Origin of the sequence: Dokdonia sp. MED134, assembly GCF_000152925.2 — a bacterium.
Classification (GTDB): domain Bacteria; phylum Bacteroidota; class Bacteroidia; order Flavobacteriales; family Flavobacteriaceae; genus Dokdonia.
On sequence record NZ_CP009301.1, the window covers coordinates 1,967,428 to 1,992,066 of the forward strand.

Here is a 24,639-nt window from a genome sequence, read left to right on the forward strand (position 1 = left end):
ATAAGAATATTACTTATTTACTCCTTTGCATCTTCTACAAAAAGGTAATCTAACTTCAAGCTATTAAACTCTTCATTAAATTTTGACACCTCTGCATCTAGCATTGTGTCAAAGGCATTGAGTTGTGTATTGATTGCTGCCGTAAGTTCATTTTTTACAGCTACGTCTTGGTCTGTAGGTCCAAAATCTCCCATACCCACAAGACTGTTTAAATGCCCTAATTTATTAGTTAACTTAATAGGGAAGTTAAGCGGGTCTTGGCCAGAACGGTTCTTAGTCTGATAGAGTTCTTTCTCAATCTTACCAAACTCTTCCTGCATTGTTTTTGCCTTCTCACGCAGGGCTTCTGTACGTGGGTCGTCTTTATATTGCGCAGTAAATGACTTGAGTTGCTTATTGATTTTTCTAATCTTTTTGATACTCTGATGCGCTCTGTCTACAGATTTATTTACATCAGAAATAAAGTCGTGTTGCTTCTGCATATCTGCCACTGTCGCCTCTGCATTAGGATTTGCAACAATCTCAAAGGTCTCTGTTTGCACATCCCCATTTACGTTAAGTGACACTTTATAATTACCAGGTACTGCTTGTGGCCCGTCAAGACTTGCCCACCATAATATCATACCATCTAGACGCTCTGCGCCATCTATTCTAGTATTCCAAGCAAACATATTTCCGCCTTTTTTGGCTTTCAACTTTTTCTTTTTACTACCTGTACTATATGATTGTAAGGTATCACCCGCCATACTCATATAGGTAAGGGTGACGGTATCCTTTTTCTTGTCAAAATCCTTGAGGTTAAAATAAGTCATCACACCACTAGGATGATTAGTTCCAGCTGTAAGGCTCGATCTACCACCACGGCCGCCCATTCGGTACGTTTTCTTAGGTTTAAACAATTTATTTGTTCCCGCTTTCGCGAAAGCGGACTGATGCAACATTCCCAGATCATCTATAATCCAAAGGCTACGTCCTTGCGTTGCTACAATGAGGTTATCATCCTTAATCGTAAGGTCTGTAATAGGAACGATAGGCAAGTTAAGTTGGAACGATTTCCAGTTTTTACCATCGTCAAAACTGATGTACATTCCCGTCTCTGTACCGGCGTATAATAACCCTTTTTGTTTTGGGTCCTCACGTACTACACGTGTAAAATGCTCTGCAGGTATACCACTTGTAATCTTTTTCCACGACTTACCGTAGTTTGTGGTTTTGTACAAATAAGGAGCAAAGTCACCTAATTTATAACGTGTTCCAGCCACGTAGGCCGTTCCTTCTTCAAAGGCAGATGGCTCCACACTATTAATCATCATATTTTCTGGCATTCCTTTAGGTGTTACGTTTTCCCAAGATTGCCCTCCATTACGAGTAACGTGTACAAGACCATCATCACTACCTACCCAGAGTAATCCTTCCTTAAGAGGAGACTCTGCCGCTGCAAAAATGGTACAGTAGTACTCTACAGAGGTATTATCTTGTGTGATAGGTCCTCCAGAAGATTTCATTTTTTCTGGATCGTTAGTCGTAAGATCACCACTAATAACTTCCCAGCTTTGACCCTCGTTTTCACTCACGTGCACGCTTTGTGAGAATGTATACAACCTGTTAGGATTATGTTTTGAAAAGATGATAGGAAAATTCCACTGAAAGCGGTACTTCATATCCTCCACACCGTGACCCATTGGGTTATCCGGCCATACAGATACGCTACGTACCGTGTTTTTCTCGTGATTTACACGCGTTAAGAATCCGTCGTAACTTCCTCCGTACACAATCTCATTATTTTCTGGATCTACAGCTATATGTGCAGACTCACCACCGGCGGTACTCTCCCAGTCATTTTCTGTAATGCTACCACCTTCTGTGCGGTGCGGAATGCGTATCGTGCTGTTATCTTGCTGCGCTACATAAATTCTGTATGGAAACGCATTATCTGTAGTCACACGATAAAACTGAGCCGTAGGCTGGTTCATATACGTACTCCAAGAGCGACCACCATCATAAGACACTTGCGCGCCACCATCATCACCTATAATCATACGGTTAGGATCTTCTGGAGCTATCCACAAATCGTGGTGATCTCCGTGAGGTGCATTATGCGTACTAAAAGTTTTTCCTCCATCTGTAGATTTGTGGTAACGCACATTTAACACATACACCGTATTCTCATCCTTAGTATCTGCATATAGACGTGTGTAATACCAAGCACGCTGACGTAATTTACGCTCACTGTTTATTTTTTTCCAAGTCGTACCTGCGTCTGTAGAGGTATATAAACCTCCTTGCTCTTGGTTTTCTACCATTGCATACAGACGGTTACTGTTTGCTGGAGAAACAGTGATTCCCATAATCCCAAGTATACCTTCGGCAAAACCATCGTTTGTAGAAATCTCTTTCCACGTCTCACCGCTGTCTGTACTTTTCCACACGGCCGATCCTTCTCCCCCAGAACTTAAACTGTACGGAGTCCTGCGAGCATTCCACGTAGTAGCGTACAGTACTCTTGGGTTGTTTGGATCTATAATTAAGTCTACAACACCACTATCTGCATTTGAGAAAAGTGTTTTTCTCCACGTCTTACCACCATCTGTACTTTTATAAACCCCGCGCTCTTGTGTAGGTTTATAGATGTTACCTAAAACCCCTGCATATACAATATCAGAATTAGTAGGATGGACACGTATTCTTGGCACGTGACGGCTATTTTTAAGACCCGACTGTATCCAGGTTTTCCCTGCATCTTCAGACTTCCAGATACCATAGCCTGAAGATACGTTACCTCTTAATGTTTTCTCACCACCACCTACGTAAATCACATTTGGGTCGCTTTTTGAAACCTCAACAGCTCCTATACTTCCTCCAAAATAACCATCTGAGATATTTTCCCATTCTTTACCACCATCTGTAGTGCGCCACACGCCACCACCTGTACTCCCCATATAAAATAGGTCTGGTTGTCCCGGCACTCCAGTAACGGCAGCACTTCGACCACCACGGAAAGGGCCAATGAGTCTATATTCTAAAGCTTCGTAAGTAGAGGGGTCTGGTGTTTGTGCAAACGTATCAAAAGATAATACTGAGCACACCGCCAGTAATAGGTAGCATAATTTTGTCTTCATTTGGATTGTGTTTGTTATAGCTAAGAAAATTACACAATTCTCTATGAAGTAAGAAGCAAGGATGAATTTTTAACGCTTTCGCGAAAGCGTATACCTTATAATCTCTATAAAATTAACGTCATTATTATCATCTCAACAACGAAGAAAAAAGAAAAGCAATCGTCACCTCGACGAAGGAGAAATCACACTTCAAGCTCACAAAACCTATCAATACTCAACAGGAACCGCTCGCGGAAATAGGATTCTCGGCAAGCTTGAAATGACAGAGATACGTTTTGGAGTGCTTCACTTTTTCGCGAAAGCGCAAAAATACTACTCTTCTATTACTACAAGATTATCTTTTACATCACGCCTTAAAAAATAGCCTGTAACTACGGTAGACAATACATCTGCAATAGGAAATGCAATCCATACTCCCCAAACACCAAAAAAGTTAGGTAGTATGAGTATCAGTGGGATTAAGAAAAAGCCTTGTTTCGTAAGACTGAGCAGTAAAGCTGGTATCGCTTTACCTATGGCTTGAAAATACACAGCTCCTATTAACTGTATTACAATCACTGGCGTCGCAGCGAAGACAGTGCGCAGTGCGTTAGGGGTGCGTTCCATCAAGACTTTATTATCTGCTATGGCTTGAGCTTGTGCGTTACTATCGCTTATAAACCAAGACACAAAAAAATCTGGTACAATCATTATGATTATAAAAATAGCTAGTGCAAGACCGCCTGCATAAAGAATGGAAGTCTTGATGGTTTCTCGCACGCGCGCATATTGGTTTGCTCCATAATTATAACTAGCGATAGGCATAAATCCTTGTGTGACCCCTATCACGGGAAACAGTGCAAACATTAACATCCTGCTTATAATCCCGTAACTAGCAACGTCTAGAGCGTCGCCATAATTGATAAGTACATTGTTAAGTAATATAGTAAGCACAGAAATTACTCCTTGTCGCGCCAGTGTTACAGAACTTAAACCAGAAATTTCTGAGACGATTTTTCTTGTAAGCACAAGGCATTTAGGTACAATTCTGAGTTCACTCTTGAAAATGAAAAACCATACGATAAAAGCAAAACACACCGCATAACTCGCAAATGTTGCCCAGGCAGCACCTTCCATCCCATAACCTAGTACATTGATAAGAAGGTAATCCATCCCTATATTACCTATGGCTGGGAGAATCATCGCGTACATCGCAAATTTAGGTTTACCCTCTGCACGTATCACGTTGTTACCCATCATACACATTGCAAGCATCACAATACCGTAAAGTACAATGCGGTAATAGGTAAGCGCCATATCTTTAAAAGAGTCATCTGCTCCAAAAAACTCGATGAGCGTATTTTGAAAAACGAGTCCTAGAATTGCTAGTAATCCCGATACTAAAAATGTGAGTGTTATTTGATTACCAAAAACTCGAAGTGCCTTATCGTCATCACCAGAACCTAAGGCTCTAGACAGTACAGAACTACCACCTATACCTACCGCGAGCCCTATAGCTGCTATAAAAAAGGTTACGGGTATAACTACTGTAATGGCACTAATGGCAAGAGGACCTATCCATCTTCCTACAAAGATGGTATCTACTATCATATTGAGCGACATTACAAGTATTCCTATAGACGCAGGAACGGCTTGCTGTACGAGCAACTTTGATATGGGTTGTGTGCCTAGTGCTGTAGATTTTTTATTTGCCAATAGATATTTGCTATTTTATTATATGATTAAACGTTATCAAAGTTTTAACGTAAGCTAGGTAATAGATTATTTACTTTTGCCCCGTGCAATATGCTGTATAACAGCAAATTAATGTTTCCCAAACATCCTCAGATATGAGTAATTTAATTCAAGTTAAAAAACTTCCTTTTGCAACTATTGAGTTTTATAAAACTTTTATAATATGCAAAATGAAAGAAGGAATCGTATTAGATATTTCAAAAACCATAGAACTTCACGAGCAATCTCGCGCATTTTATAACGGGCTTAAATACGGTTTCATCTTTGACAGAACAGTAGACTTTACAATAGACCCCATAGTCTATATGAAATGTCCGTACTACCCAGACATAAATGCATTACACATTGTAGCAGATAAAATTACTACGAAGAAAGTAATTCACTTTGAGCAGAATTTTACAAAATATCCTATTAAGCTCTTCAGCACTATCGACGAGGCAATAAGCGCTATGAACGAGGTTTCCTTTGGAGAAAAGTCAACCTTCTCTAAAAAAGAAGGGACTGTAAATCCAAGGCAAAATAAACTGCGCTCTAAAGCTTAAACTACTTAACTACGCTATAGCCTTACCAGCCTCTACAAGCGCCCATTCATTTATCCACCCTGCAACAACACCTGCCCAGTCATCACGATCATTGATACAAGGAATGGTATGGAAGTCCTTTCCTCCAGCCTCGTGAAAGATTTCTTCACCCTCCATCGCAATTTCTTCTAGTGTCTCAAGACAGTCTGATACAAATGCTGGTGTTGCAATTGCCATTTTCTTAAATCCTTCTTTACCCATACGTTCTATTGTACGGTCTGTATACGGCTGTAACCACGGGTCAAAACCTAAACGTGATTGAAAGGAGGTAGAATAAGTAAGTGGCTCCATCCCTAAATATTCGCCTACTAACCTTGTAGTCTCATAACACTGGTGACGATAGCAAAACTCGTGTGCCTTAGATTGGGACATACAGCAAGAACCATCTATTTTACAGTGCATACTCGTCACATCACTCTTACGTATGTGCCTTTCTGGTACACCGTGATAAGAAAATAACAGATGTTCATAATCTACACCTTTAAGACTATCTGCAATAGAGTCTCCTAGCACCTTGATGTACTCTGGCTTGTTGTAAAATGGTTTTACATCTGTAATCTTCATCTTAGGGAAAAACTCAGCACGTATCTCTTCGGCTAGTACTAAGATGGTTTCTGTAGTTGCCATTGCATACTGAGGATATAATGGTAATAGCATTACCTCATCAATCCCTTGATCGTGTAATTTTTGAAGTCCTTCTTTTATAGAAGGTGTACCATATCGCATTGCGATTTCTACAGGGAGTTTTGTGTGGCTTTGCACTTTTTTCTGCAAGCGTTCTGTAAGGACAATTAATGGTGATCCTTCATCCCACCATATCTTACTATAGGCCTCTGCACTCTTTTTGGGGCGTGTATTTAAGATGATACCTTTTACTAGCAATGCTCTTGCAGCATAAGGAACATCTATTACGCGCTCGTCCATTAAGAACTCGCCTAGGTATTTTTTTACGTCTTTTGGATCTGTACTATCTGGTGATCCCAGATTGACCATTAAAACTCCTTTGTTCATTTGTTGGCAATTTTTCCTTAACAAAAATAAGGTTTAACCCTCTTTTAAATGTTATGATTGTTATAAGACTTTGTGATAATGGTATTAGTTTTTACGCTTTCGCGAAAGCGTACCTACCCCAAGCTCATTAAATACTTTTTTGGGGTGGTCCCAAATTTCTTTTTAAAAGCAGCTATAAAGTGACTCGCCGTGCTATAACCTACTTTAAGACCTACCTCATTTACATTATGTGATCCCGTCTCTAGCAACTGGCGTGCGACTTCCATTTTATAGTCAAATAAGAAGCTAAACACAGAATCACCATAAATCTGTTTAAAGCCTTCTTTTAATTTACTGAGTGAGAGACCTATCTCATCTGATAATTCGCTTAGTGTTGGTGGTGCATCCATTCTTGCAATGATTATTTGCTTAGCACGCTTTATTTTTTGCACATTATCTTCATCTACTAGAAAAGGGCATTGCTCTATATCTACATCTGCAGGCCTATTAAAGTACAAGCTTAATAGCTCGTAACTTTTTCCCTTAAAATACAATTGCATTATAGAAGGGTGCAAGCTATAATTCATTAACTGGTTAAGTACAATCGCCATACTAGGTGAGATGCTGCCGTCCTTGTAGTATTTTCTATCTTTATTTTCATCACTTAAGAAATGCATAAAATTTGCCTCGCTAGAAAATAAGCTATGAAATTTCTTGATAGAGATAATGACACTCACCAGCCAGGTCTCTGGGGCGAGTTCTAGATTCATAGGTAAATCACGCTGCGGATTATATAGCAACAGCGAATTCTCATCTGTAATAGAAAGTTGATAGGCTCCATTATTAAAATTAAACACTGCAGAGCCCTTGATACAAAAATGAAACTGTATAAAGCTACTATCTACCTCTCGCTCCACTTGGCTCACATTAGAATCATTGTTATCAAAACGTAAGACATAAAAACCGTCTTCTATTTTAATCTCTTGAAGCAAACCTTGAGCGTTACTTTTTTTATTTAATTCCATTTTATTGATCTCTTTTTTATTTAGAATCACTCTAAATTAAGATAGGCGTATTCCTTTGCCGCTAGCAGTCATAACGATAGCTTACACAAATTTACGGTTTATTACAGACGTGATAAACCGCTCTCGACACAAATGATTCTTCTAGCGTTATTTTTTAAGGAGAGTGACCTTTATTTTTGCACTCCCTCATATTTGGGATACAAATAGAATTATACTTTTGAACAGAGAGCAACAGTTTTATGCCATAGGTCTGAGTTACAAAAAAGCAGACGCGACCACGCGTGGGCATTTTGCAATATCAGAAACAGCACAAGCCGCCATACTTAATGGCGCTCGCGATGAAGGCGTTACGGCTCTTACCGTAATATCTACTTGTAACCGTACAGAGTTATACGGCTTTGCACCAGACGCGATTACACTAGTAAAAATTTTATGCGAGCATACGCACGGAACTATAGAAGAGTTTCTAGACGTAGCATACTTGCACAAGGGAGATGACGCAATTGCCCACCTCTTTAAAGTAGGTACCGGTCTTGATAGCCAGATACTAGGCGATTTTGAAATTATAGGTCAGCTTAAGATAGGTTTTAAGCGTTCTAAAAAACTGCAACTTATTAATCCTTTTATGGAGCGATTAGTAAACGCCGTTATTCAAGCCAGTAAGCGCATTAAAAATGAAACCGAGATTTCAAGTGGTGCAACTTCGGTGAGTTTTGCAGCAGTACAATATATAATGGCACGTGTGCCTTATATGTCAGAAAAGAATATTCTTCTTTTTGGTACTGGTAAAATAGGTCGCAACACTTGTGAAAACTTAGTGAAGCACACTAAAAATGAGCACATCACACTCATAAATAGAACTAAAGAAAAGGCAGATAAAATCGCTGGTAAATTTAACTTACTAGTAAAAGAGTATGCCCAGATAGAAAGTGAGATTGCACAAACAGATGTACTCGTTGTAGCCACAGGAGCTCAAAAACCTACGGTAAGCAAAGAGATTATCCATTCTAAAAAGCCACTTCTTATACTAGATTTATCGATACCTAAAAACGTATCTAATGATGTAGAAGAGCTAGAGAATGTCACACTCATACATCTAGATCAATTATCAAAAATGACAGACGCCACACTCAAACGTCGTCAAGGATATATCCCACAGGCAGAAACCATCATAAAGGAAATTACAGACGAGTTTAACGCCTGGTTACAAACCAGAAAGTTTGCTCCTACCGTAAAGGCTCTCAAGGCTAGACTTAAAGAAGTACAAGCTGCAGAGCTAGAAAATGTACGCAAGAAAACTCCAGATTTTAGCGAGGCAACAGCAACAGCTATGAGTGATAAAATCATTCAGAAAATTACAAACCAGGTAGCACATCACCTGCGTCACGCAAATGGAGAAACCGAAGAAAGCATTGCCTTAATTTCCACTATTTTCCAACTAGATCAACATAATGTCTAAAACGATACGAATAGGCACTCGAGACAGTGAGCTCGCTCTCTGGCAGGCAAAAACAGTTCAAAAACAACTAGAAGATCACGGCTATACCACAGAGCTCGTACCTGTAAAATCTACGGGAGACCTCATACTTGACAAGCCGTTATATGAACTAGGTATCACCGGCATTTTTACAAAAACACTAGACGTTGCAATGCTCAATGGTACGGTAGATATTGCCGTGCATAGTATGAAAGACGTCCCTACGGCATTACCTATAGGGATTGTGCAAGCTGCAGTATTACCTAGAGCAGAGACCGAAGATATTTTAGTACACAAAGGCGCGCCAGATTATAAGCAAGCCTGCACCATCGCGACAGGTAGTTTAAGAAGGCAAGCCCAATGGCTCAATCGCTACCCTAACCACAAAACCACAGATATACGTGGTAACGTAAACACACGCTTACAAAAGCTAGAAGAAAGTGACTGGACGGGCGCCATTTTTGCAAAGGCAGGCCTTAAACGTATTAATGTACTTCCAGAAAATTATGAAGTACTTGACTGGATGATTCCTGCGCCGGCACAAGGAGCTATGCTCGTGGTAGCAATGGAAGAAGATGCATTTTCTAAAGAAGCTTGTGCAAAGCTTAACGATCGCACAACAGCATTGTGCACACATATAGAACGCGAGTTCTTACGCACGCTAGAAGGCGGTTGTACCGCACCCATAGGTGCACTGGCACAAGAAATAGATGGAGCCATACGTTTTAAGGGAGTGCTTTTTTCACTAGACGGCGCGACAAAGATTGAAGTTGAGCAAGTAGTCTCAACAGAAAATGCACTAGGTTTTGGTACAGACTGTGCGCTAGAGGTTCTTGATAATGGCGGTAGAGCATTAATGAAGGAGATCAAGAGTAGTTTGAAAAAATGACCGTGCTATCCACAAAAAAACTAAAGCCTAACCAGCGAGAGCTACTTCTCAATGCAGGCTTACAATTTGTGGAATATGATGCGATACGTACACAAGAGGTTTCTTTTACGCTTTCGCGAAAGCTAAAAAATATCATTATCACCTCTCAAAATGGAGTACGTGCTTTATGTAACAACCTTTCTAGTGAGCAATTAGAAAGTATAAAAAGTTGTTTTGCTGTTGGCATAAAAACAACAGCACTTCTAGCCGAAAATGGCATAAAAGTGACAAAAACAGCTCAAAATGGAGAAGAATTGGCTCATTTTATAGCCAAAAACCATAAAAGCGAATCATTCACTTACTTCTGCGGGAGACAGCGCAGAGATGAGTTACCTACATTACTCAAAGAAAATAATGTAGCGTGTGAAGAGGTGGTGGTTTATGAAACTCATCAAATAACACAGTCCTTTGACCGTACATTTGATGGTATATTATTTTTTAGTCCGAGTGGTGTGAACGCTTTCGCGAAAGCGAACAAAAACACACTAGCAATAGACAGCATAGCGTTTTGCATAGGCGAGACCACTGCCACAACGGCAAGACTACACTTTAAAAAGGTAATCGTGTCTAATGCAACAACTATAGAAAGCACCATTGCTAAGGCGGTGAAAACATTGAAAGAAGAATCTAGAACATAAGCATCTAGAAAAACATAAAATTGTCCCCTCGAGCGCAGTCGAGAGGTTCATTATAAGAGTACAATTAAGTTCTCGACTGCGCTCGAACAGACCTAGAGATATGAGCATAAAAAACGACCTATTTTTAAGAGCACTTAAAGGAGAAACTGTAGACCGTCCACCAGTATGGATGATGCGTCAGGCTGGAAGATACCTTCCAGAATTTATGGAAATTAAAGCAAAGTATGACTTCTTTACACGCTGCCAGACTCCTGAGCTTGCGAGTGAGATTACCGTACAACCTATACGTCGTTATGGGATGGATGCTGCTATTTTATTTTCTGACATCTTAGTGATCCCTCAGGCAATGAATATTGATGTAGAAATGAAGCCTAATGTAGGGCCGTGGTTGCCTAACCCTATACGATCTGCAAAAGATGTGGAGCAAGTAATTGTTCCAGATATCGATGAGACGCTAGGCTATGTGATGGATGCCATTAAGATGACTAAGGAAAAACTCAATGACGAGATTCCGCTTATAGGTTTTGCAGGATCACCGTGGACGATACTTTGTTACTGTGTGCAAGGTCAAGGGTCAAAAAACTTTGACAAGGCAAAGGAGTTTTGTTTTACACAACCACTAGCCGCGCACGCTTTACTTCAAAAAATCACAGATACTACCATTGCTTATCTTAAGAAAAAGGTAGAGGCTGGTGTAAATGCAGTACAAGTTTTTGATAGCTGGGGAGGAATGCTCTCACCAGTAGATTATCAAGAATTCTCGTGGCAATACATACAGCAAATTATAGATGCACTTAAAGATGAGGCTCCCGTAATTGCCTTTGGAAAAGGGTGCTGGTTTGCACTTGATAAAATGGCAAAGTCTGGAGCATCTGCACTAGGTGTAGACTGGACTTGCTCTGCACGCAACGCTCGCTACCTAACTGGTGGTAATATCACGCTGCAAGGTAACTTTGACCCTACTCGATTATTCTCACCTCCTAGCGAGATCAAGAGAATGGTGCACGAGATGATTAATGAATTTGGCAAAGACAAGTACATTGTAAATCTTGGTCACGGTATTTTACCTAACATTCCTATAGAAAATGCAGGTGCTTTTATAGAAGCAGTAAAAGAGTACAAAGCATAATGAACGTCTGGGCTGTTGTCAAATCTATGGATTTTAAACAGCTGTGGAGCCTTTTTTGGCTCAGTGCACGCCATCCTAGATTTGTGATTCCTACCATAAGGGGGACTCGCAAAACGGTTGCTATATGCAATAAACATTATGGCAAAAAACAACACCTCAACGGCCCAGAAAATGCTTTTAGACACGCCCTGTGGAATATGCTTATCGTACACCTTAGTGTGCAACGAGGCTTGCCACTGCAGCGCTCGCTGGCGTGGGCAAAACGGTTTACAGACTGGCACGAAGATTTTTCTCCTAACGCACCTTTAGAACGTGCGATGGACTTGCATAACAACCGCGTGGGGCGCAACCTCATCACTAGTCTTTGCGGGCAAGACGAAGAGCAACTGGTCGCACAACTACTGGAGATGGTCCCGCTTTCGCGAAAGCGTACTACCCTAAGAGAAATCAAGCGTTGTGACACAGTACTGGTTCACTTAGAGTGATAATTTAACCATATATAAACAGGCTATGGAGGGCAAAACAAATACTTTTGAGTATAATTTCTAGCTATGAGAACATTCTACAATAAGCTGAGTTTACGATACACCGCACTTAAAAGGAGCTGGACGCCGCAACAAAATTTATTTTATGGTTTTCTCACGTATGTTTTAGTAGGAACTTTACTCCTGAGCTTGCCTTGGTTACAAAAGACGAGTGCCTCAATACTAGATCATCTATTTATTGCAACCTCTGCAGTGAGTACTACGGGGCTAGTTACGATGTCGATTTTTGACTCATATAACATAGGAGGACAATTTGTTATAATGGCACTTTTCCAGCTGGGAGGTATAGGTTACTTGACCTTTACTACATTTATGCTGCTATCTACTACCCATAAAATAACACCCTGGCACAAAAGTATTCTCAATACAGAGTTTACATTACCCGTTACTATACGTATCAAAGACTTTTTAAAATCTGTAGTACTGTATACGGTAATTATGGAGGTTCTAGGTGCCATATTATTCTTTATTGCTTTTAAGTCAGATGGTATGGGAACGGGAGAGGCTATCTGGTCATCTATTTTTCATAGTATAAGTGCTTTTTGTACCGCTGGTTTTAGTCTTTTTAACAGTGGATTTACACCTTACGTAGATAATGGACTCATAAACTTTACCATATCAATGCTCGCTATTTGCGGTTCCCTAGGTTTTATTGTGATTACAGACGTGGGCTTATGGATAAAAAACAGAACACACTCGCTTAGCTTTACAACAAAGATTGTCGCAATAGGTTCGCTTATACTTCTAGCTTTTGGATACTTATTTTTTTACTTCTTAGAGCCGTCCATCTCAAATTTGAGTGGGTCAGCTCGAGTGAGTGCTGCATTTTTTCAATCTATGACCGCGATGACTACAGTAGGTTTTAATACTGTTGACTTTGGTACTTTTGTATTACCTATGTTACTCGTAACTATATTTTTGATGTACATAGGCGCCTCTCCTTCTGGTACAGCTGGAGGTATGAAAATTACGACACTTACTGCCGTATTTGCCATAATGAAAAGCCGACTCAAAGGATCTAAAAACATCACCTTCTTAGGAAAACGCATTCCTTATGAGCGACTATACGTAGCAACATCATCTTTTATATTTTATACAACACTTATTTTTGTAGGGACGTTTTTACTCACCTTCTCAGAAGATTTTGATTTTGAAAATATTTTATTTGAAGTAGCCTCTGCACTTGGCACTGTGGGTGTGAGTACTGGGATTACTGGAGATTTAAGCAGTATAGGTAAGATTATTATCATAATCCTTATGTTTATAGGTCGACTAGGTGTACTTACCTTTGGCCTCGCCATTTGGTCAAAAGGAATCACAAAGGAAGACAGAGAAGTTCTCAAAGAAGATATAGCAGTATAATATGATAAAAGGCATCTTAAACGGATTACAGACGTATAAATCATCATTTGGGTTAATCTCAAAGCTTGGGCTTTGGAAGTATTTTGCCATCCCAATGGCTATAAGTCTTATTACTGCCTCAATGATTGCAGCATCTGCCTGGGGTTTTTCTGATAATATAGGTCACTGGGTAGAGCAAATCTGGCCTTGGGAAACGGGAAGACACGCCTTCTTTATATTTGCAGAGATAGTAAGCGCACTACTCATTATCGCCATAGGCCTTATCTTGTATAAACACATTATAATGGCACTGAGCGCTCCATTTATGAGCCCTGTTTCAGAAAAGATAGAAGCTCACCTTAAAGGAGAAAATCACACTCATAGAGACACCTCAAACACCGAACAACTTATACGAGGCATACGCATAAACGTGCGTAACTTGGGTCTAGAACTGCTTATCACACTACCAATCTTACTGCTCAATTTTATCCCAATTATAGGGAGTATTGCTGCCACTATTTTACTATTTCTTACACAAGCTTACTACGCAGGTTTCGGTAATATGGACTACACACTAGAACGTCATTTTAAGTATAGAGAAAGCGTAGATTTTGTAAAAAGAAACAAGGGCCAAGCCATAGGTAACGGTATTGTATTTATGCTGTTTCTTATCATCCCACTTGTGGGAATTATACTCGTTTTACCCATATCTGTAACTGCCGCAACGGTACAAACCATAAAATTGCTTGACAAGGATCATCACACTAGCCTGACTGCATAGGTCACCACCTAAAAAATATATAATGAAAGAACAATTTGTAAACTACATACTCAATCTTCAAGATCAAATTACTAGCACACTAGAGCAACTAGATGGTAAGGCAAGCTTTCAAGAAGATAACTGGAATCGCCCAGAAGGAGGTGGTGGTCGCACACGCGTGATTGAAAACGGAAATATCTTTGAAAAAGGAGGTGTAAACACATCACAAGTACACGGCGAGCTACCAGAGGCAATGCAAAAATACTTTGGCGTAGAAGATGCAAATTTCTTTGCCTGCGGTCTATCACTGGTTCTTCATCCTAAGAGCCCTATGGTTCCTACGGTGCACGCAAACTGGCGTTACTTTGAGATGTATGACAAAGAAGGAAACATTGTAGATCAATGGTTTGGTGGAGGGCAAGACCTCACTCCTTATTACCTTTTTGATGAAGACGCAACGCACTTTCACCAGACGTGTAAAACCGCTTGTGATGCACACGATGCCGATTTTTACCCAAAATACAAAGCACGTTGTGATGAGTATTTTTACAACACACACCGCAATGAAGGTCGCGGTATAGGAGGTTTATTTTTTGATTACTGCAAAGCTACCGAAGAGCGCTCTATGCAAGACTGGTACAACTTTGTGACCACTGTGGGCGACAGTTTCTTAGAGGCGTACGTCCCTATTGTGGAGCGTAGAAAGGATACCGCTTTCGCGAAAGAACAAAAAGACTGGCAAGAAGTACGCCGTGGTCGTTACGTAGAGTTTAACCTCGTACACGATAAAGGAACCCTTTTTGGTCTCAAAACCAATGGCCGCATTGAAAGTATCTTAATGAGCCTTCCTCCCGTAGTACAGTGGAAATATGACCACCACCCAGCACCTGGAAGCGAAGAAGAACGATTAATAAAAGTACTGCAGCAACCGAAAGAGTGGGTTTCTTAAGAACCTATCTCCATATAGCACTCGTCTTGGTTTTAAATCCGCCTTTGGTATTTAAGTAATGAAAACGTGCTTTTAAGAGTCGTTTTCTACCTTCCTTAGTACGCGTGAAAGTGAGCCTTGCATTTTCTGAAATATAAATTCTCCAGAAGTTAAAAAAGAGCGAAGCATCTTTTTTATTACCTGCAAAGAGTTCTGGTACGGGATAATAATTTGCAAAGCCAAACTTGCGCTGCCACCACCCAGACTGCTCAATCATATAGCGTGCATTATCTATAGGCGTGAGAAGTTCTTCCATACACTTTACAAAAAGGATTTCTTCTTTGGCAGTAGCTCCTGTAAGAAAGCAAGAGACGGCACCGTTAGGTAGATACTCTACACCTAGTTTTAGAGCTTCTAGCTGCGTGGTGATGTAGTACTGCTCTCGTAGGTTTTTAAGCACTACTTGCCCAATTTTATACACCAGTTTATCTACACGTCCATATTTTAAGTACAACACGAGAGTTTTATAAGTCTTGGGCGCAAGTACCATTGCCGCTGTGCCTAGCACTGCAAATATAAAAAAGCCCATTCCTCTAGAGAAGTAAGCTCCTGCATTATTAATAATAATCTCCGGTACGGTAATCGTGAGTAAGGCTCCCAGCTGTAGTACTCCATATTTTACAGCATCTTTATAATAAACGCTGTTTTTTTGTAGCGGCTTCCCCTTAGGTTTAAAGTCTAATTTCAGTTCGCGCACTAACAGTTTTCCCGTACCTATAGCTTGCTCCCATCGCTGTTGTATCGCACCCCTATTTCCCGCAAGGGTACACATTTTACTATTTAATACTTCTTTTTCTAAAATAGTGGTAGGTAGAGCAAACCGCTCTGCGCCATTTTCTATAAAGGGAGTTCCCTCTAGTGATACACCACAAAAGGCATCAAAGCGTCGGGTTAATTTTATCACATCCTCACCACCACCATCTATAGTGGGATCTATACAGGCAAGATGCCATATAGAAGCCACCTTATCTGGATTACTAGGCTGTACTCGTATAGCTCTACCTCGCATCTGGTTAGACATTACAAAAGAACTCACATAAGAGGCAAGGACTAATGTATTTATAGCTGGCGCGTCCCAACCTTCTCCTAGTAATGCCGCTGTACCTACTAGCACTTCTATATGGCCGTCTGTAAAAAGAGCCGTCATAAGGCTTACCATCTGGCTTTTTACCTTTTCTCTCGGGCGTACTATCACAAAGACTGTTTCACCTAAGGCGTCGTGAGTAAAATCATCACTATCTAGGGTCTCTGTAATTTGTGCTACCAGTGTTTTATGTACTATGATAATGGTACCTGTGAGTACGGCAAGTTTTTCTAGTTTATCCTTACCCTGCCACCTACCTGGATGCTGTTCAAGTGAGTATCGCAGATGGTGAAAGATAGGTATTACTCCCAGCTTATTTATTGTGTCAAGCGCCTCTGTAGAGGTGTCTATAAATTCCTTACGCACGTAATCTGTAAGTATAACAGCGCGTAAGTTTTCACCCATTTGAGCACTTTCAAAATCTATAACCTCTCGTATGCTCTTGAGCTTATTAGGGCTTTGGGCTAGTGATTTATATAATTGCTGCTCGCCTTTAAAGTTTACACGTTTTTTATCAAAAGCACCTACCTTACGAAGTGTCTTCTCAACAGTAGCGAGTACCTCTTCGTCTTCATAATGATCTTCTCGACCATCTACTAGTAGCGGTTGCAATAACTTTTCTGCCCACTCTTGATTAAAGGTAGGAAGCTTTTCTTGGGTAAGGTCTACACCTAGCAAATCTATTTTTACCTTAGGGATTTTATACCCACGTGCATTAAGATAGACAAGAGAAGCTATATAAAAGTTAGGGTCTTTATAAATGATCTCAAGATGTTTTCCTGGTGTTTTATATACTGGGAGATTTATAATAAAACTGCCAAACTCACTATTTTGAACAAGCTCATCTATAACTGCTTTTGCTTTAACACGATAGTCTAAAATGTATTCTATTTGTGCAGCATCTGGCTCAGAAAAATAAATATAATCTTGGTGTGCACAGAGGTTTCCCTCTTTAACCAGCTCTGGCACGCTTATCTCAATATCTATAGGTCCACAAAGCTGAAAATACTTTGCTATCTCTGCTTGATCACTATCATATGGCGGTGTTGCCGTGAGTGCGGTAATGGTGCACTCTGGCAGTTCTTTAAGTGCAAAAAGTGGCTTCCACCACTCGTTTTTGAGGTGATGAGCTTCGTCTAGTACGATGTTTTTTATTCCCGCTTGCGCGAAAAAATTAAGCACACGTTCCATATCGCCTTCCATTTCATTTTTGGCAAATGCGTGTAATGATTGATAGGTTGCAAAGGTGATGTGTGCAGGTTTTTTTATATTTCGCGAAAGCGGAATAGTACATTTTTCTTGCTCGATAAAGCACTCAAACATACGTTCCTCCCACTGGTTGCGTATCGTGATAGTAGGTGCGAGCACAAGCGTGCACTTATCTACACGGCGCATCATCTCAAGACCAAGCACAGTTTTTCCCGAGCCTGGTGGGGCAACTACGTGCAAGTGATCATCTGCAATGTGATCTTGAAAATCTTTTAAAAATCGCTCCTGATAGGTGCGCCAGGGATAAATAAATTGAAAGGCTTCTTTGAGCAAAGGAAGGCGATGTTTAAATTGGTAAATTTGTAATGCAAAATACGAGGTTTAGATAGATATTGAAACCAGATTTATTTAAAATCACACACCTATTTACCTCAACACATAGAAGATAGAACGATGCTTATAAGAAACCGAAGACTACGTAGCAGTGAGGCTATGCGCTCACTAGTAAGAGAGACCTATATCACTCCAAATGATTTTCTTGTACCGCTTTTTGTGGTAGAAGGAAAAGGGATAAAGCAAGAGATAGACTCTATGCCAGATTATTATCGCTACAGTCTTGACCTGCTTACTAAAGAGGTAAAAGAGCTCTGGGCAATGGGACTTAAAGCCGTACTTCTGTTTGTAAAAGTACCAGATAGCTTAAAAGACAACTCTGGTACCGAAGCGCTTAATGCAGACGGCCTAATGCAACGTGCTATAAAAACCGTAAAAGACGCCTGTCCAGATATGCTGGTTATGACAGATGTTGCACTAGATCCTTACTCAAAATTTGGCCACGATGGTGTGGTAGGTAATGGTGAGATTGTAAATGATGACACCACAGCCATACTTGCCGAGATGGGATTGAGTCACGCTCGTGCAGGAGCAGATGTACTTGCACCAAGCGATATGATGGATGGCCGCATTTTTGAAATGCGCACCTTGCTAGAAGACGAAGGTTTTTATAACACCGGTATTATGAGTTATAGCGCAAAGTATGCAAGCTCATTTTACGGTCCTTTTCGTGATGCTCTAGACAGTGCCCCCGTAGACTTAAAAGATATTCCAAAAGATAAAAAAACATACCAGATGGACTTTGCAAATCGTGACGAAGCGATTAAAGAAACCCTGATGGATATAGAAGAAGGTGCAGATATCGTGATGGTAAAACCAGGACTATGTTACCTAGATATTGTACGTGATTTACGAGAAGTTGTAAATGTACCGATAGCCGTTTACCAAGTAAGTGGTGAGTATGCAATGCTCAAAGCCGCTGCCGAAAAAGGATGGCTAAATCACGATAGCGTGATGATGGAACAAATCACAGCTATAAAAAGAGCAGGAGCACAAGTAATAGCTAGCTACTTTGCAAAAGATGTGGTAAAGTTACTCGGGTAATGGCATATCACCTTGCACAGCTCAATGTAGCCCGTATGAAGGGTGTCTCTATAGAAGATCCAGAGATGAAGGACTTTAGAGATAATACAGACCGTGTAAATGAGCTAGCCGAAAGTTCGCCAGGGTTTATATGGCGTGACATTATAGATACCGAAGCTACACCAGTCACTAATGCGCTTAACGATGAGCAGGTGCTTATTAATTTTTCTGTGTGGGAAGATGTGGCGTCACTAAGAGAATTCACCTATAAAACCTTCCACAGTGCGATTATGAAACGCCAGAAAGAGTGGTTCCAAAAATACGGAACGGCACACTACGTACTCTGGTGGATTAAGGCAGGTACAACACCTACAGTGCAAGAAGGACTAGAGAAGCTCGAGTTCTTACAAAAGCACGGCGCAAGCAAAGAAGCATTTACTTTTAAAGAGGTTTATGAGAAGTATGAGTAAAATTACGCTTTCGCGAAAGCGTAAAAGCACTTCTACTATACTCTCTTTTTCCATACATTTACATAAATAGCAAACTAACTATGGGTCAACTTTTACTTTGGGCAACGATTTCGATATTTTTTTCATTCTTGTGTTCTATACTTGAAGCTGTACTTCTAAGCGTGACACCTACGTTCATAAACATCAAGAAAAACGAAGGAAAAGCCTACGCCGAAACTCTTGAAGAACTTAAAAAAGATGTAGATAAACCGCTTATTGCAATCCTTACCTTAAACACACTTGCACACACCGTAGGTGCAATGATGGTAGGTACTGTAGCTGCAGATTTATATCCCGAGTTTGTTATAAACTTAGGCTTTACAGAGATTAATTTTCTTGGTTTTGTCTCTGCAATAATGACCTTACTTATCTTAATTGCTAGTGAGATTATACCTAAAACTATAGGTGCAAAATTTTGGAAATCTCTAGCAAACTTCTCTGCAAAGACACTTAAGATAATGGTGCTACTTTTAAAGTACACAGGAGTGTTATGGTTGCTACAACTTTTTACTCGTATGGTAGGTGGCGGTGGTCATCACGAGAGTGTGCTAAGCCGTGAGGACTTTACTGCAATGGCACAAATGGCGGGTGAAGATGGCGTTTTTGAAGAAAGTGAATCTAAAATTCTTAATAACCTTCTTACCTTTAAAGAGGTACTTACTAAGGATATTATGACGCCACGTACGGTTATTAAAATGGCAGATGCAAATACCACCGTTGCAGACTTTTTTGAAGAAAACCAATCGCTGCGTTTTTCTAGAATTCCAATTTTTGAAGGAACACGTGATCACATCACTGGTATTGTTTTAAAGAGCGAGGTATACCGTGAGATGGCACTAGATAATCACACAACAACTCTTAAAGAGATAGAACGTCCTATTTTAATAACAAAACGTAATTTGCCTATTCCAGATCTTTTTGAAGAACTTATTTCTACAAAAAATCACATTGCCCTAGTGGTAGATGAGTATGGTACTATGAGTGGTCTGGTTACAATGGAAGATGTGATAGAAACTCTTCTTGGACTAGAAATTATGGATGAAAGTGATAGTGTAGCAGACTTGCAAACGCTAGCCCGTCGCAACTGGCAAAAAAGAGCCAAAGCTCTAGGCCTTTATGATGAGAATAGCCCTAAAAGCGAGTAACCCAGCCACTTTATGCGGTTACGATATGCTTGTTTTTAATATTACGTACTAGCACGCTTAAAAACAGGGATACATCATAAGGTTTTACTAGAATGTCATCCATTCCTGCTTTATAAATTTTATGTCTTATCTCTTGTATCTCTACCGCTGTTAAAGCAACTATAGGTGTAGACTTATCAAACGTTCTAATTTCTTTTGTGGCCTGTATACCATCTTTTTTAGGCATATGGATATCCATAAGTATAAGGCTATATTCTTGATTTTTTGCCATCTCTACGGCCTCTTCACCATCACTAGCTAGACTACACAATAAACCTTTGCTCTCAAGAAGTTTTTGAGTAATTTTTTGATTAATACGGTTATCATCTACCACAAGAATATGAGCATCTTGTAGTGTGTGTACACTCTCTGTCTCTAACAACTCATTTGATGTAATAACTTGACGAGGTAACGCTGTGCTCTTAGGTTTTTTAAATTTTATGACAAATGAGAAGGTTGCTCCTTGACCCTCATCACTTTCTAGTACAACCTCACTGTTATATAATGCGAGTAGCTTTTTTACAATAGGCAAACCTAAGCCTGTACCTTGGTAATTATAATTTTTATTCTCAATCTGAGTAAACTCTTCAAAAATAGTTGCCTGACTGCTTTTAGGGATTCCTATACCATCATCTTTTACTACAAACAAGATGCTATGACTCCCATCATTTGTGCGAGCTTGCTGATGTATATTTACCCAGATATTGCCATTTTCATTAAACTTTATGGCATTACCTATAAGGTTCATTAGTATTTGAGAAAGCCTTACAGAATCTCCTTGAAGCTCGTTAGGCACCTCTGGGTCAATATGTAAATGAAGTTTATTGTTGTTTTGCTCAAGGCTAAACTCAAATGAGCGTGTAATGCTATGTAATAAAGTAGTGAGTTTAAAAGGTGCGTGCTCAAGTTTTATATCTTTTGCCTCCATCTTACTCATAAGGAGCACATCATTTATGAGAGCAAGTAAATAATCTGCCGAAAACTTAAGCGACTTTAAGTCATCACGATGGGTCTTAATTTTTTTATCCTCTAGTAAGATGGTTGCTATACCTATTACTCCATAAAGCGGTGTGCGTAACTCGTGGCTTATGGTTGAAAAAAATTGTGTTTTGAGCTTAGAGAGCTGTTCGGCTTCGTTTTTTGCTTTTGTGAGTTCTATGTTTTTTTCGCGTAAGCGATCACTATAGTTTTTACGAGATTTATACATTGTGAAAATGATAAAAAGCCCTAAAAACAGCAAGGAGGAAGCCACAATGAGGACTGTATTTGCCTTGCGAGAACTTGCGGCGAGTATATCTGTAAGGCTTTTTTCTTTTTTAGTAATTTCTAGTTCGCGCTTATTTGCTCTATAATCAAACTGAGCACTTGCTTGTCTTATTTCTTGCTGCGTTTGTATTTTGTACAGTTGGTTTGCCAGTAATAATTGCCTTTGTGAGTGGTAGTAGGCAGCCTCAAATTTTTCATCTTTTTCATAGAGTCTTGCTATTTGATGCTGTGCCTCCTCCTCTTCGGCAATGAGCTCTTGCTCAAAAGAGATATCTATGGCTTCTAGCAAAGCTTCTTCGGCTAGGGTTCTTTTGTCTTTGGCTATGTAGTACTTCCCGAGTAACGTAAGTATTTGCGCTCTAGGTTTATAATTTTGAGTATCTCTAAGGCTCATCATTTTTGCTTCCATAAGCGCAGGATACGCCTTTGCAATATTATCTTGAGCGAGATGCATACGGCTTAAGTCTATATACGACTGTAGTGCCATATCTCTCAAGTTGAGCTTTGTATAGGCATCTATACTTTTTTTAAATAGAGCTGTTGCCCTTTCTTCAAATTCGGGGTAAATACTATAGGTCTTACCTAGATTGCTGTGAGAAATAGCAAGTAACGTGTCGTTTTTTGACTTTTGTGCCATTGTTAAAGCTCGTTCAAAAGCTTCGTGAGCACTAGGTGTATCTTTGAGTGTGAGATAAATGTCGCCTAGTAAAGTGTACCCTTGAAATTGCACTTTTACATCTTCTTCTACCAGCGGAGAGTTAAGTAATGTATCTAGCGTTTTAATGGCGCTGGTATATTCCTTTCTTTTATGCTGCTCTTGAGCCACATCTATTGTATACACACTACCTTCGTCTAGAACAAGTGCATTATCTTGCCCATAGACTAGATGGCTAGATAATAGTATAATAGGGATTATAAACAATATCAATAGACGCATACACCTGCCTTAAAGCCGTCAAATGTACTGACTTACAGCACAATATACAACATACTTAATCCCTATATTTGAAAATATGGAAGCAGCTATTATATCAACACCCCTAGGTTTATTATCATTAAAAGGAACTCAAGAAGGACTTTGTGCTGCAACGTTTATAGAAGACGGTCGAGCGATTACAAAAGTAATCCCAGACGATCTTCAAGAGGCTGTAAAACAACTTAAAGAATACTTTGCAGGAGAGCGGAGTCATTTTGATCTCTCTCTTACCCCTAAGGGAACTACTTTTCAGCAAAAGGTCTGGATGGAACTTTGCACCATCCCTCACGGTAAGACTACGACCTATCTCGCTATGGCAAAACAACTGGGTGACCCAAAGGTAATACGCGCAGCAGCCAGCGCAAATGGTAAAAATCCTATTTCTATCATCATCCCTTGTCATCGCGTGATAGGTAGTGATGGCTCTCTTACGGGCTACGCAGGAGGACTACACCGCAAGAAGTGGCTATTAGAACACGAAAGCCCCGTGACTCAAGGTTCTTTATTTTAGATCAGGCTTTTATTAATAGGTGAGTAACTCTTTCGCGAAAGCAAAAAAATAATACTTTTAAAATATCAATCTTTACAAAATGAGGTATCTAAAAAATTTTTTTAAAGGCTTACTTTTTTTTATTGTTATCATTATAGCGGCTCTTTACATCACAGACTATGACTACATTTTAAAAGGTGTGCGCGTGGTATATATGACTGGCCATACTACGGCTTTTATAGACGACTATGATTATTTTGATAACGCAACTATTGAAACTAGCACCCCACAGACCTGGCCAAAACATAAGCAATATAAGAACGTCGTACCTACAGAGCGTCTATCTTCTATTAATAGTGAGCTTGAGACTATTGCCTTTTTAATTATTAAAAATGACAGTATTTTATATGAAGACTATGCAACGGGCTATAGCAAGAACAGCAAGACTAACTCGTTCTCTATGGCAAAGAGTATTACCAGCGCGTTACTAGGTAAGGCAATACAAGACGGCTATATAAAATCACTAGATCAACCGGTGAGTGATTTTTTTATAGAATTTGCTGGTTCTGGTATGACTGTGGGAGATCTCTCCTCTATGGCTTCTGGTCTTAACTGGGATGAGAGTTACTCTAGCCCCTTTAGCCTCACAGCGCGTTCTTATTATGATGATGACCTTGCCGAAACTATTTTAAATCTCAAGGTTACAGAACAACCCGGTCAATCTTTTAAATATCTCTCTGGCAACACACAACTGCTAGGTATGGTGATACAGAAAGCTAGTGGCTTACCGCTCCCGCAATACCTATCAGACAGCTTCTGGAAACCTATGGAAATGGAGCAAGAAGCACTATGGCAGCTAGATGATGATAATAACAAGCTTGCAAAAACCTATTGCTGTATAGCAAGTAATGCTAGAGACTTTGCCCGTTTTGGAAAACTCTATAAAGATGGTGGCTCTTGGAATGACAAAAGATTACTTCCCGAAGATTTTGTGACAACCAGCATACAACCACGCTTTGCTAAAGATACAGAGTATGGATACGGCTTCTGGCTAAGTAACTATCGCGATAAAAAAATATTTGCAATGCGAGGCATACTAGGGCAATATGTAATTACCATACCAGAAGACAATCTTATCATTGTAAGACTAGGGCACCATCGTGGTGACTGGGTAGAAGGAAAACCCTTTACTCAAGACTTTTATGATTACATAGACGCAGGGTACGAAATGACTCAAAACGTTGATTAGT

20 protein-coding genes are annotated in these 24,639 nt (G+C 39.9%); 14 read left to right on the top strand and 6 right to left on the bottom strand.

Annotation, left to right across the window (positions count from 1 at the left end; all coding sequences use genetic code 11):
• Positions 1-17: 17 nt before the first annotated feature.
• Together MED134_RS08640 and MED134_RS08645 are read right to left on the bottom strand one after the other, a co-directional pair.
• Positions 18-3,119 (bottom strand): WD40/YVTN/BNR-like repeat-containing protein, encoded by a 3,102-nt coding sequence (locus tag MED134_RS08640; RefSeq protein ID WP_038597982.1) that lies wholly within the window; start codon positions 3,117-3,119, stop codon positions 18-20.
• A 312-nt stretch (positions 3,120-3,431) separates the two neighbouring features.
• Positions 3,432-4,814, bottom strand: coding sequence for an MATE family efflux transporter (locus MED134_RS08645; protein ID WP_038597984.1), 1,383 nt, complete (start codon positions 4,812-4,814; stop codon positions 3,432-3,434).
• Positions 4,815-5,023: 209 nt separating this feature from the next.
• Between MED134_RS08645 and MED134_RS08650 the strand changes: the two genes are divergently transcribed.
• Positions 5,024-5,395: a hypothetical protein gene (locus MED134_RS08650; RefSeq protein ID WP_148305646.1), complete on the top strand. Its 372-nt coding sequence runs from the start codon at positions 5,024-5,026 to the stop codon at positions 5,393-5,395.
• Between the two features lie 9 nt (positions 5,396-5,404).
• On the opposite strand, the gene hemH is transcribed toward MED134_RS08650, so the two are convergent.
• Positions 5,405-6,445, bottom strand: a complete 1,041-nt coding sequence (hemH, locus tag MED134_RS08655; protein WP_038597988.1) for a ferrochelatase — start codon at positions 6,443-6,445, stop codon at positions 5,405-5,407.
• Between the two features lie 113 nt (positions 6,446-6,558).
• On the bottom strand, positions 6,559-7,449 hold the full coding sequence (locus tag MED134_RS08660; protein WP_038597990.1) for an AraC family transcriptional regulator: 891 nt from the start codon (positions 7,447-7,449) through the stop codon (positions 6,559-6,561).
• Between the two features lie 217 nt (positions 7,450-7,666).
• Here MED134_RS08660 and hemA point away from each other — a divergent pair, with 217 nt between their 5' ends.
• The 8 genes from hemA to hemF all read left to right on the top strand — a co-directional run bounded on the left by hemA (position 7,667) and on the right by hemF (position 15,216).
• Complete coding sequence (gene hemA / locus MED134_RS08665; RefSeq protein WP_237747101.1) at positions 7,667-8,908, top strand: glutamyl-tRNA reductase; 1,242 nt, start codon at positions 7,667-7,669, stop codon at positions 8,906-8,908.
• Positions 8,901-9,815, top strand: a complete 915-nt coding sequence (hemC, locus tag MED134_RS08670) for a hydroxymethylbilane synthase (RefSeq protein ID WP_035326057.1) — start codon at positions 8,901-8,903, stop codon at positions 9,813-9,815. Before hemA ends, hemC begins: the two co-directional genes overlap by 8 nt.
• Positions 9,812-10,492 carry a uroporphyrinogen-III synthase gene (locus MED134_RS08675; RefSeq protein ID WP_038597993.1) on the top strand — a complete coding sequence of 227 codons (681 nt, stop codon included), beginning with the start codon at positions 9,812-9,814 and terminating at the stop codon, positions 10,490-10,492. The genes hemC and MED134_RS08675 overlap by 4 nt, the downstream gene beginning before the upstream one ends.
• A 100-nt stretch (positions 10,493-10,592) precedes the next feature.
• Positions 10,593-11,621 (top strand): uroporphyrinogen decarboxylase, encoded by a 1,029-nt coding sequence (hemE, locus tag MED134_RS08680; protein WP_035334967.1) that lies wholly within the window; start codon positions 10,593-10,595, stop codon positions 11,619-11,621.
• Positions 11,622-11,647: 26 nt separating this feature from the next.
• Positions 11,648-12,106, top strand: coding sequence for a DUF6973 domain-containing protein (locus tag MED134_RS14735; RefSeq protein ID WP_148305647.1), 459 nt, complete (start codon positions 11,648-11,650; stop codon positions 12,104-12,106).
• 66 nt (positions 12,107-12,172) lie between these two features.
• Positions 12,173-13,528 (top strand): TrkH family potassium uptake protein, encoded by a 1,356-nt coding sequence (locus MED134_RS08690; RefSeq protein ID WP_038597995.1) that lies wholly within the window; start codon positions 12,173-12,175, stop codon positions 13,526-13,528.
• Between the two features lies 1 nt (position 13,529).
• The gene (locus tag MED134_RS08695) at positions 13,530-14,288 is read left to right on the top strand and encodes an EI24 domain-containing protein (RefSeq protein WP_013750544.1); all 759 of its coding nucleotides are present in this window, start codon (positions 13,530-13,532) and stop codon (positions 14,286-14,288) included.
• 22 nt (positions 14,289-14,310) lie between these two features.
• The gene (gene hemF, locus MED134_RS08700; RefSeq protein ID WP_038597998.1) at positions 14,311-15,216 is read left to right on the top strand and encodes an oxygen-dependent coproporphyrinogen oxidase; all 906 of its coding nucleotides are present in this window, start codon (positions 14,311-14,313) and stop codon (positions 15,214-15,216) included.
• A 4-nt stretch (positions 15,217-15,220) separates the two neighbouring features.
• Here hemF and MED134_RS08705 read toward each other — a convergent pair whose 3' ends face one another.
• On the bottom strand, positions 15,221-17,881 hold the full coding sequence (locus tag MED134_RS08705) for a DEAD/DEAH box helicase family protein (RefSeq protein WP_038598000.1): 2,661 nt from the start codon (positions 17,879-17,881) through the stop codon (positions 15,221-15,223).
• Positions 17,882-18,001: 120 nt separating this feature from the next.
• On the opposite strand from MED134_RS08705, the gene hemB reads away from it, so the two are divergent.
• The 3 genes from hemB (at position 18,002) to MED134_RS08720 (ending at position 20,618) form a co-directional block, all read left to right on the top strand.
• Positions 18,002-18,985 (top strand): porphobilinogen synthase, encoded by a 984-nt coding sequence (hemB, locus tag MED134_RS08710; RefSeq protein WP_038598002.1) that lies wholly within the window; start codon positions 18,002-18,004, stop codon positions 18,983-18,985.
• Positions 18,985-19,434, top strand: a complete 450-nt coding sequence (locus MED134_RS08715; RefSeq protein ID WP_038598004.1) for a DUF3291 domain-containing protein — start codon at positions 18,985-18,987, stop codon at positions 19,432-19,434. Before hemB ends, MED134_RS08715 begins: the two co-directional genes overlap by 1 nt.
• 80 nt (positions 19,435-19,514) lie before the next feature.
• Positions 19,515-20,618, top strand: a complete 1,104-nt coding sequence (locus MED134_RS08720) for a CNNM domain-containing protein (RefSeq protein WP_038598006.1) — start codon at positions 19,515-19,517, stop codon at positions 20,616-20,618.
• 10 nt (positions 20,619-20,628) lie between these two features.
• Here MED134_RS08720 and MED134_RS08725 read toward each other — a convergent pair whose 3' ends face one another.
• Entirely contained in the window at positions 20,629-22,860 is a 2,232-nt protein-coding gene (locus tag MED134_RS08725) for a response regulator (RefSeq protein ID WP_038598008.1), read from the bottom strand.
• A gap of 76 nt (positions 22,861-22,936) precedes the next feature.
• On the opposite strand from MED134_RS08725, the gene MED134_RS08730 reads away from it, so the two are divergent.
• Together MED134_RS08730 and MED134_RS08735 are read left to right on the top strand one after the other, a co-directional pair.
• Entirely contained in the window at positions 22,937-23,410 is a 474-nt protein-coding gene (locus tag MED134_RS08730; protein WP_038598010.1) for a methylated-DNA--[protein]-cysteine S-methyltransferase, read from the top strand.
• A 79-nt stretch (positions 23,411-23,489) separates the two neighbouring features.
• The gene (locus tag MED134_RS08735; RefSeq protein ID WP_038598013.1) at positions 23,490-24,638 is read left to right on the top strand and encodes a serine hydrolase domain-containing protein; all 1,149 of its coding nucleotides are present in this window, start codon (positions 23,490-23,492) and stop codon (positions 24,636-24,638) included.
• Position 24,639: the final 1 nt, after the last annotated feature.

Bases quoted from the DNA above. Each gene is read 5' to 3' on its own strand.
- MED134_RS08640 (WP_038597982.1), bottom strand. From the start codon at position 3,119: ATGAAGACAAAATTATGCTACCTATTACTGGCGGTGTGCTCAGTATTA.
- MED134_RS08650 (WP_148305646.1), top strand. From the start codon at position 5,024: ATGAAAGAAGGAATCGTATTAGATATTTCAAAAACCATAGAACTTCAC.
- hemH (WP_038597988.1), bottom strand. From the start codon at position 6,445: ATGAACAAAGGAGTTTTAATGGTCAATCTGGGATCACCAGATAGTACA.
- MED134_RS08660 (WP_038597990.1), bottom strand. From the start codon at position 7,449: ATGGAATTAAATAAAAAAAGTAACGCTCAAGGTTTGCTTCAAGAGATT.
- hemC (WP_035326057.1), top strand. From the start codon at position 8,901: ATGTCTAAAACGATACGAATAGGCACTCGAGACAGTGAGCTCGCTCTC.
- MED134_RS08675 (WP_038597993.1), top strand. From the start codon at position 9,812: ATGACCGTGCTATCCACAAAAAAACTAAAGCCTAACCAGCGAGAGCTA.
- hemE (WP_035334967.1), top strand. From the start codon at position 10,593: ATGAGCATAAAAAACGACCTATTTTTAAGAGCACTTAAAGGAGAAACT.
- MED134_RS14735 (WP_148305647.1), top strand. From the start codon at position 11,648: ATGGATTTTAAACAGCTGTGGAGCCTTTTTTGGCTCAGTGCACGCCAT.
- MED134_RS08690 (WP_038597995.1), top strand. From the start codon at position 12,173: ATGAGAACATTCTACAATAAGCTGAGTTTACGATACACCGCACTTAAA.
- MED134_RS08695 (WP_013750544.1), top strand. From the start codon at position 13,530: ATGATAAAAGGCATCTTAAACGGATTACAGACGTATAAATCATCATTT.
- hemF (WP_038597998.1), top strand. From the start codon at position 14,311: ATGAAAGAACAATTTGTAAACTACATACTCAATCTTCAAGATCAAATT.
- hemB (WP_038598002.1), top strand. From the start codon at position 18,002: ATGCTTATAAGAAACCGAAGACTACGTAGCAGTGAGGCTATGCGCTCA.
- MED134_RS08715 (WP_038598004.1), top strand. From the start codon at position 18,985: ATGGCATATCACCTTGCACAGCTCAATGTAGCCCGTATGAAGGGTGTC.
- MED134_RS08720 (WP_038598006.1), top strand. From the start codon at position 19,515: ATGGGTCAACTTTTACTTTGGGCAACGATTTCGATATTTTTTTCATTC.
- MED134_RS08725 (WP_038598008.1), bottom strand. From the start codon at position 22,860: ATGCGTCTATTGATATTGTTTATAATCCCTATTATACTATTATCTAGC.
- MED134_RS08730 (WP_038598010.1), top strand. From the start codon at position 22,937: ATGGAAGCAGCTATTATATCAACACCCCTAGGTTTATTATCATTAAAA.
- MED134_RS08735 (WP_038598013.1), top strand. From the start codon at position 23,490: ATGAGGTATCTAAAAAATTTTTTTAAAGGCTTACTTTTTTTTATTGTT.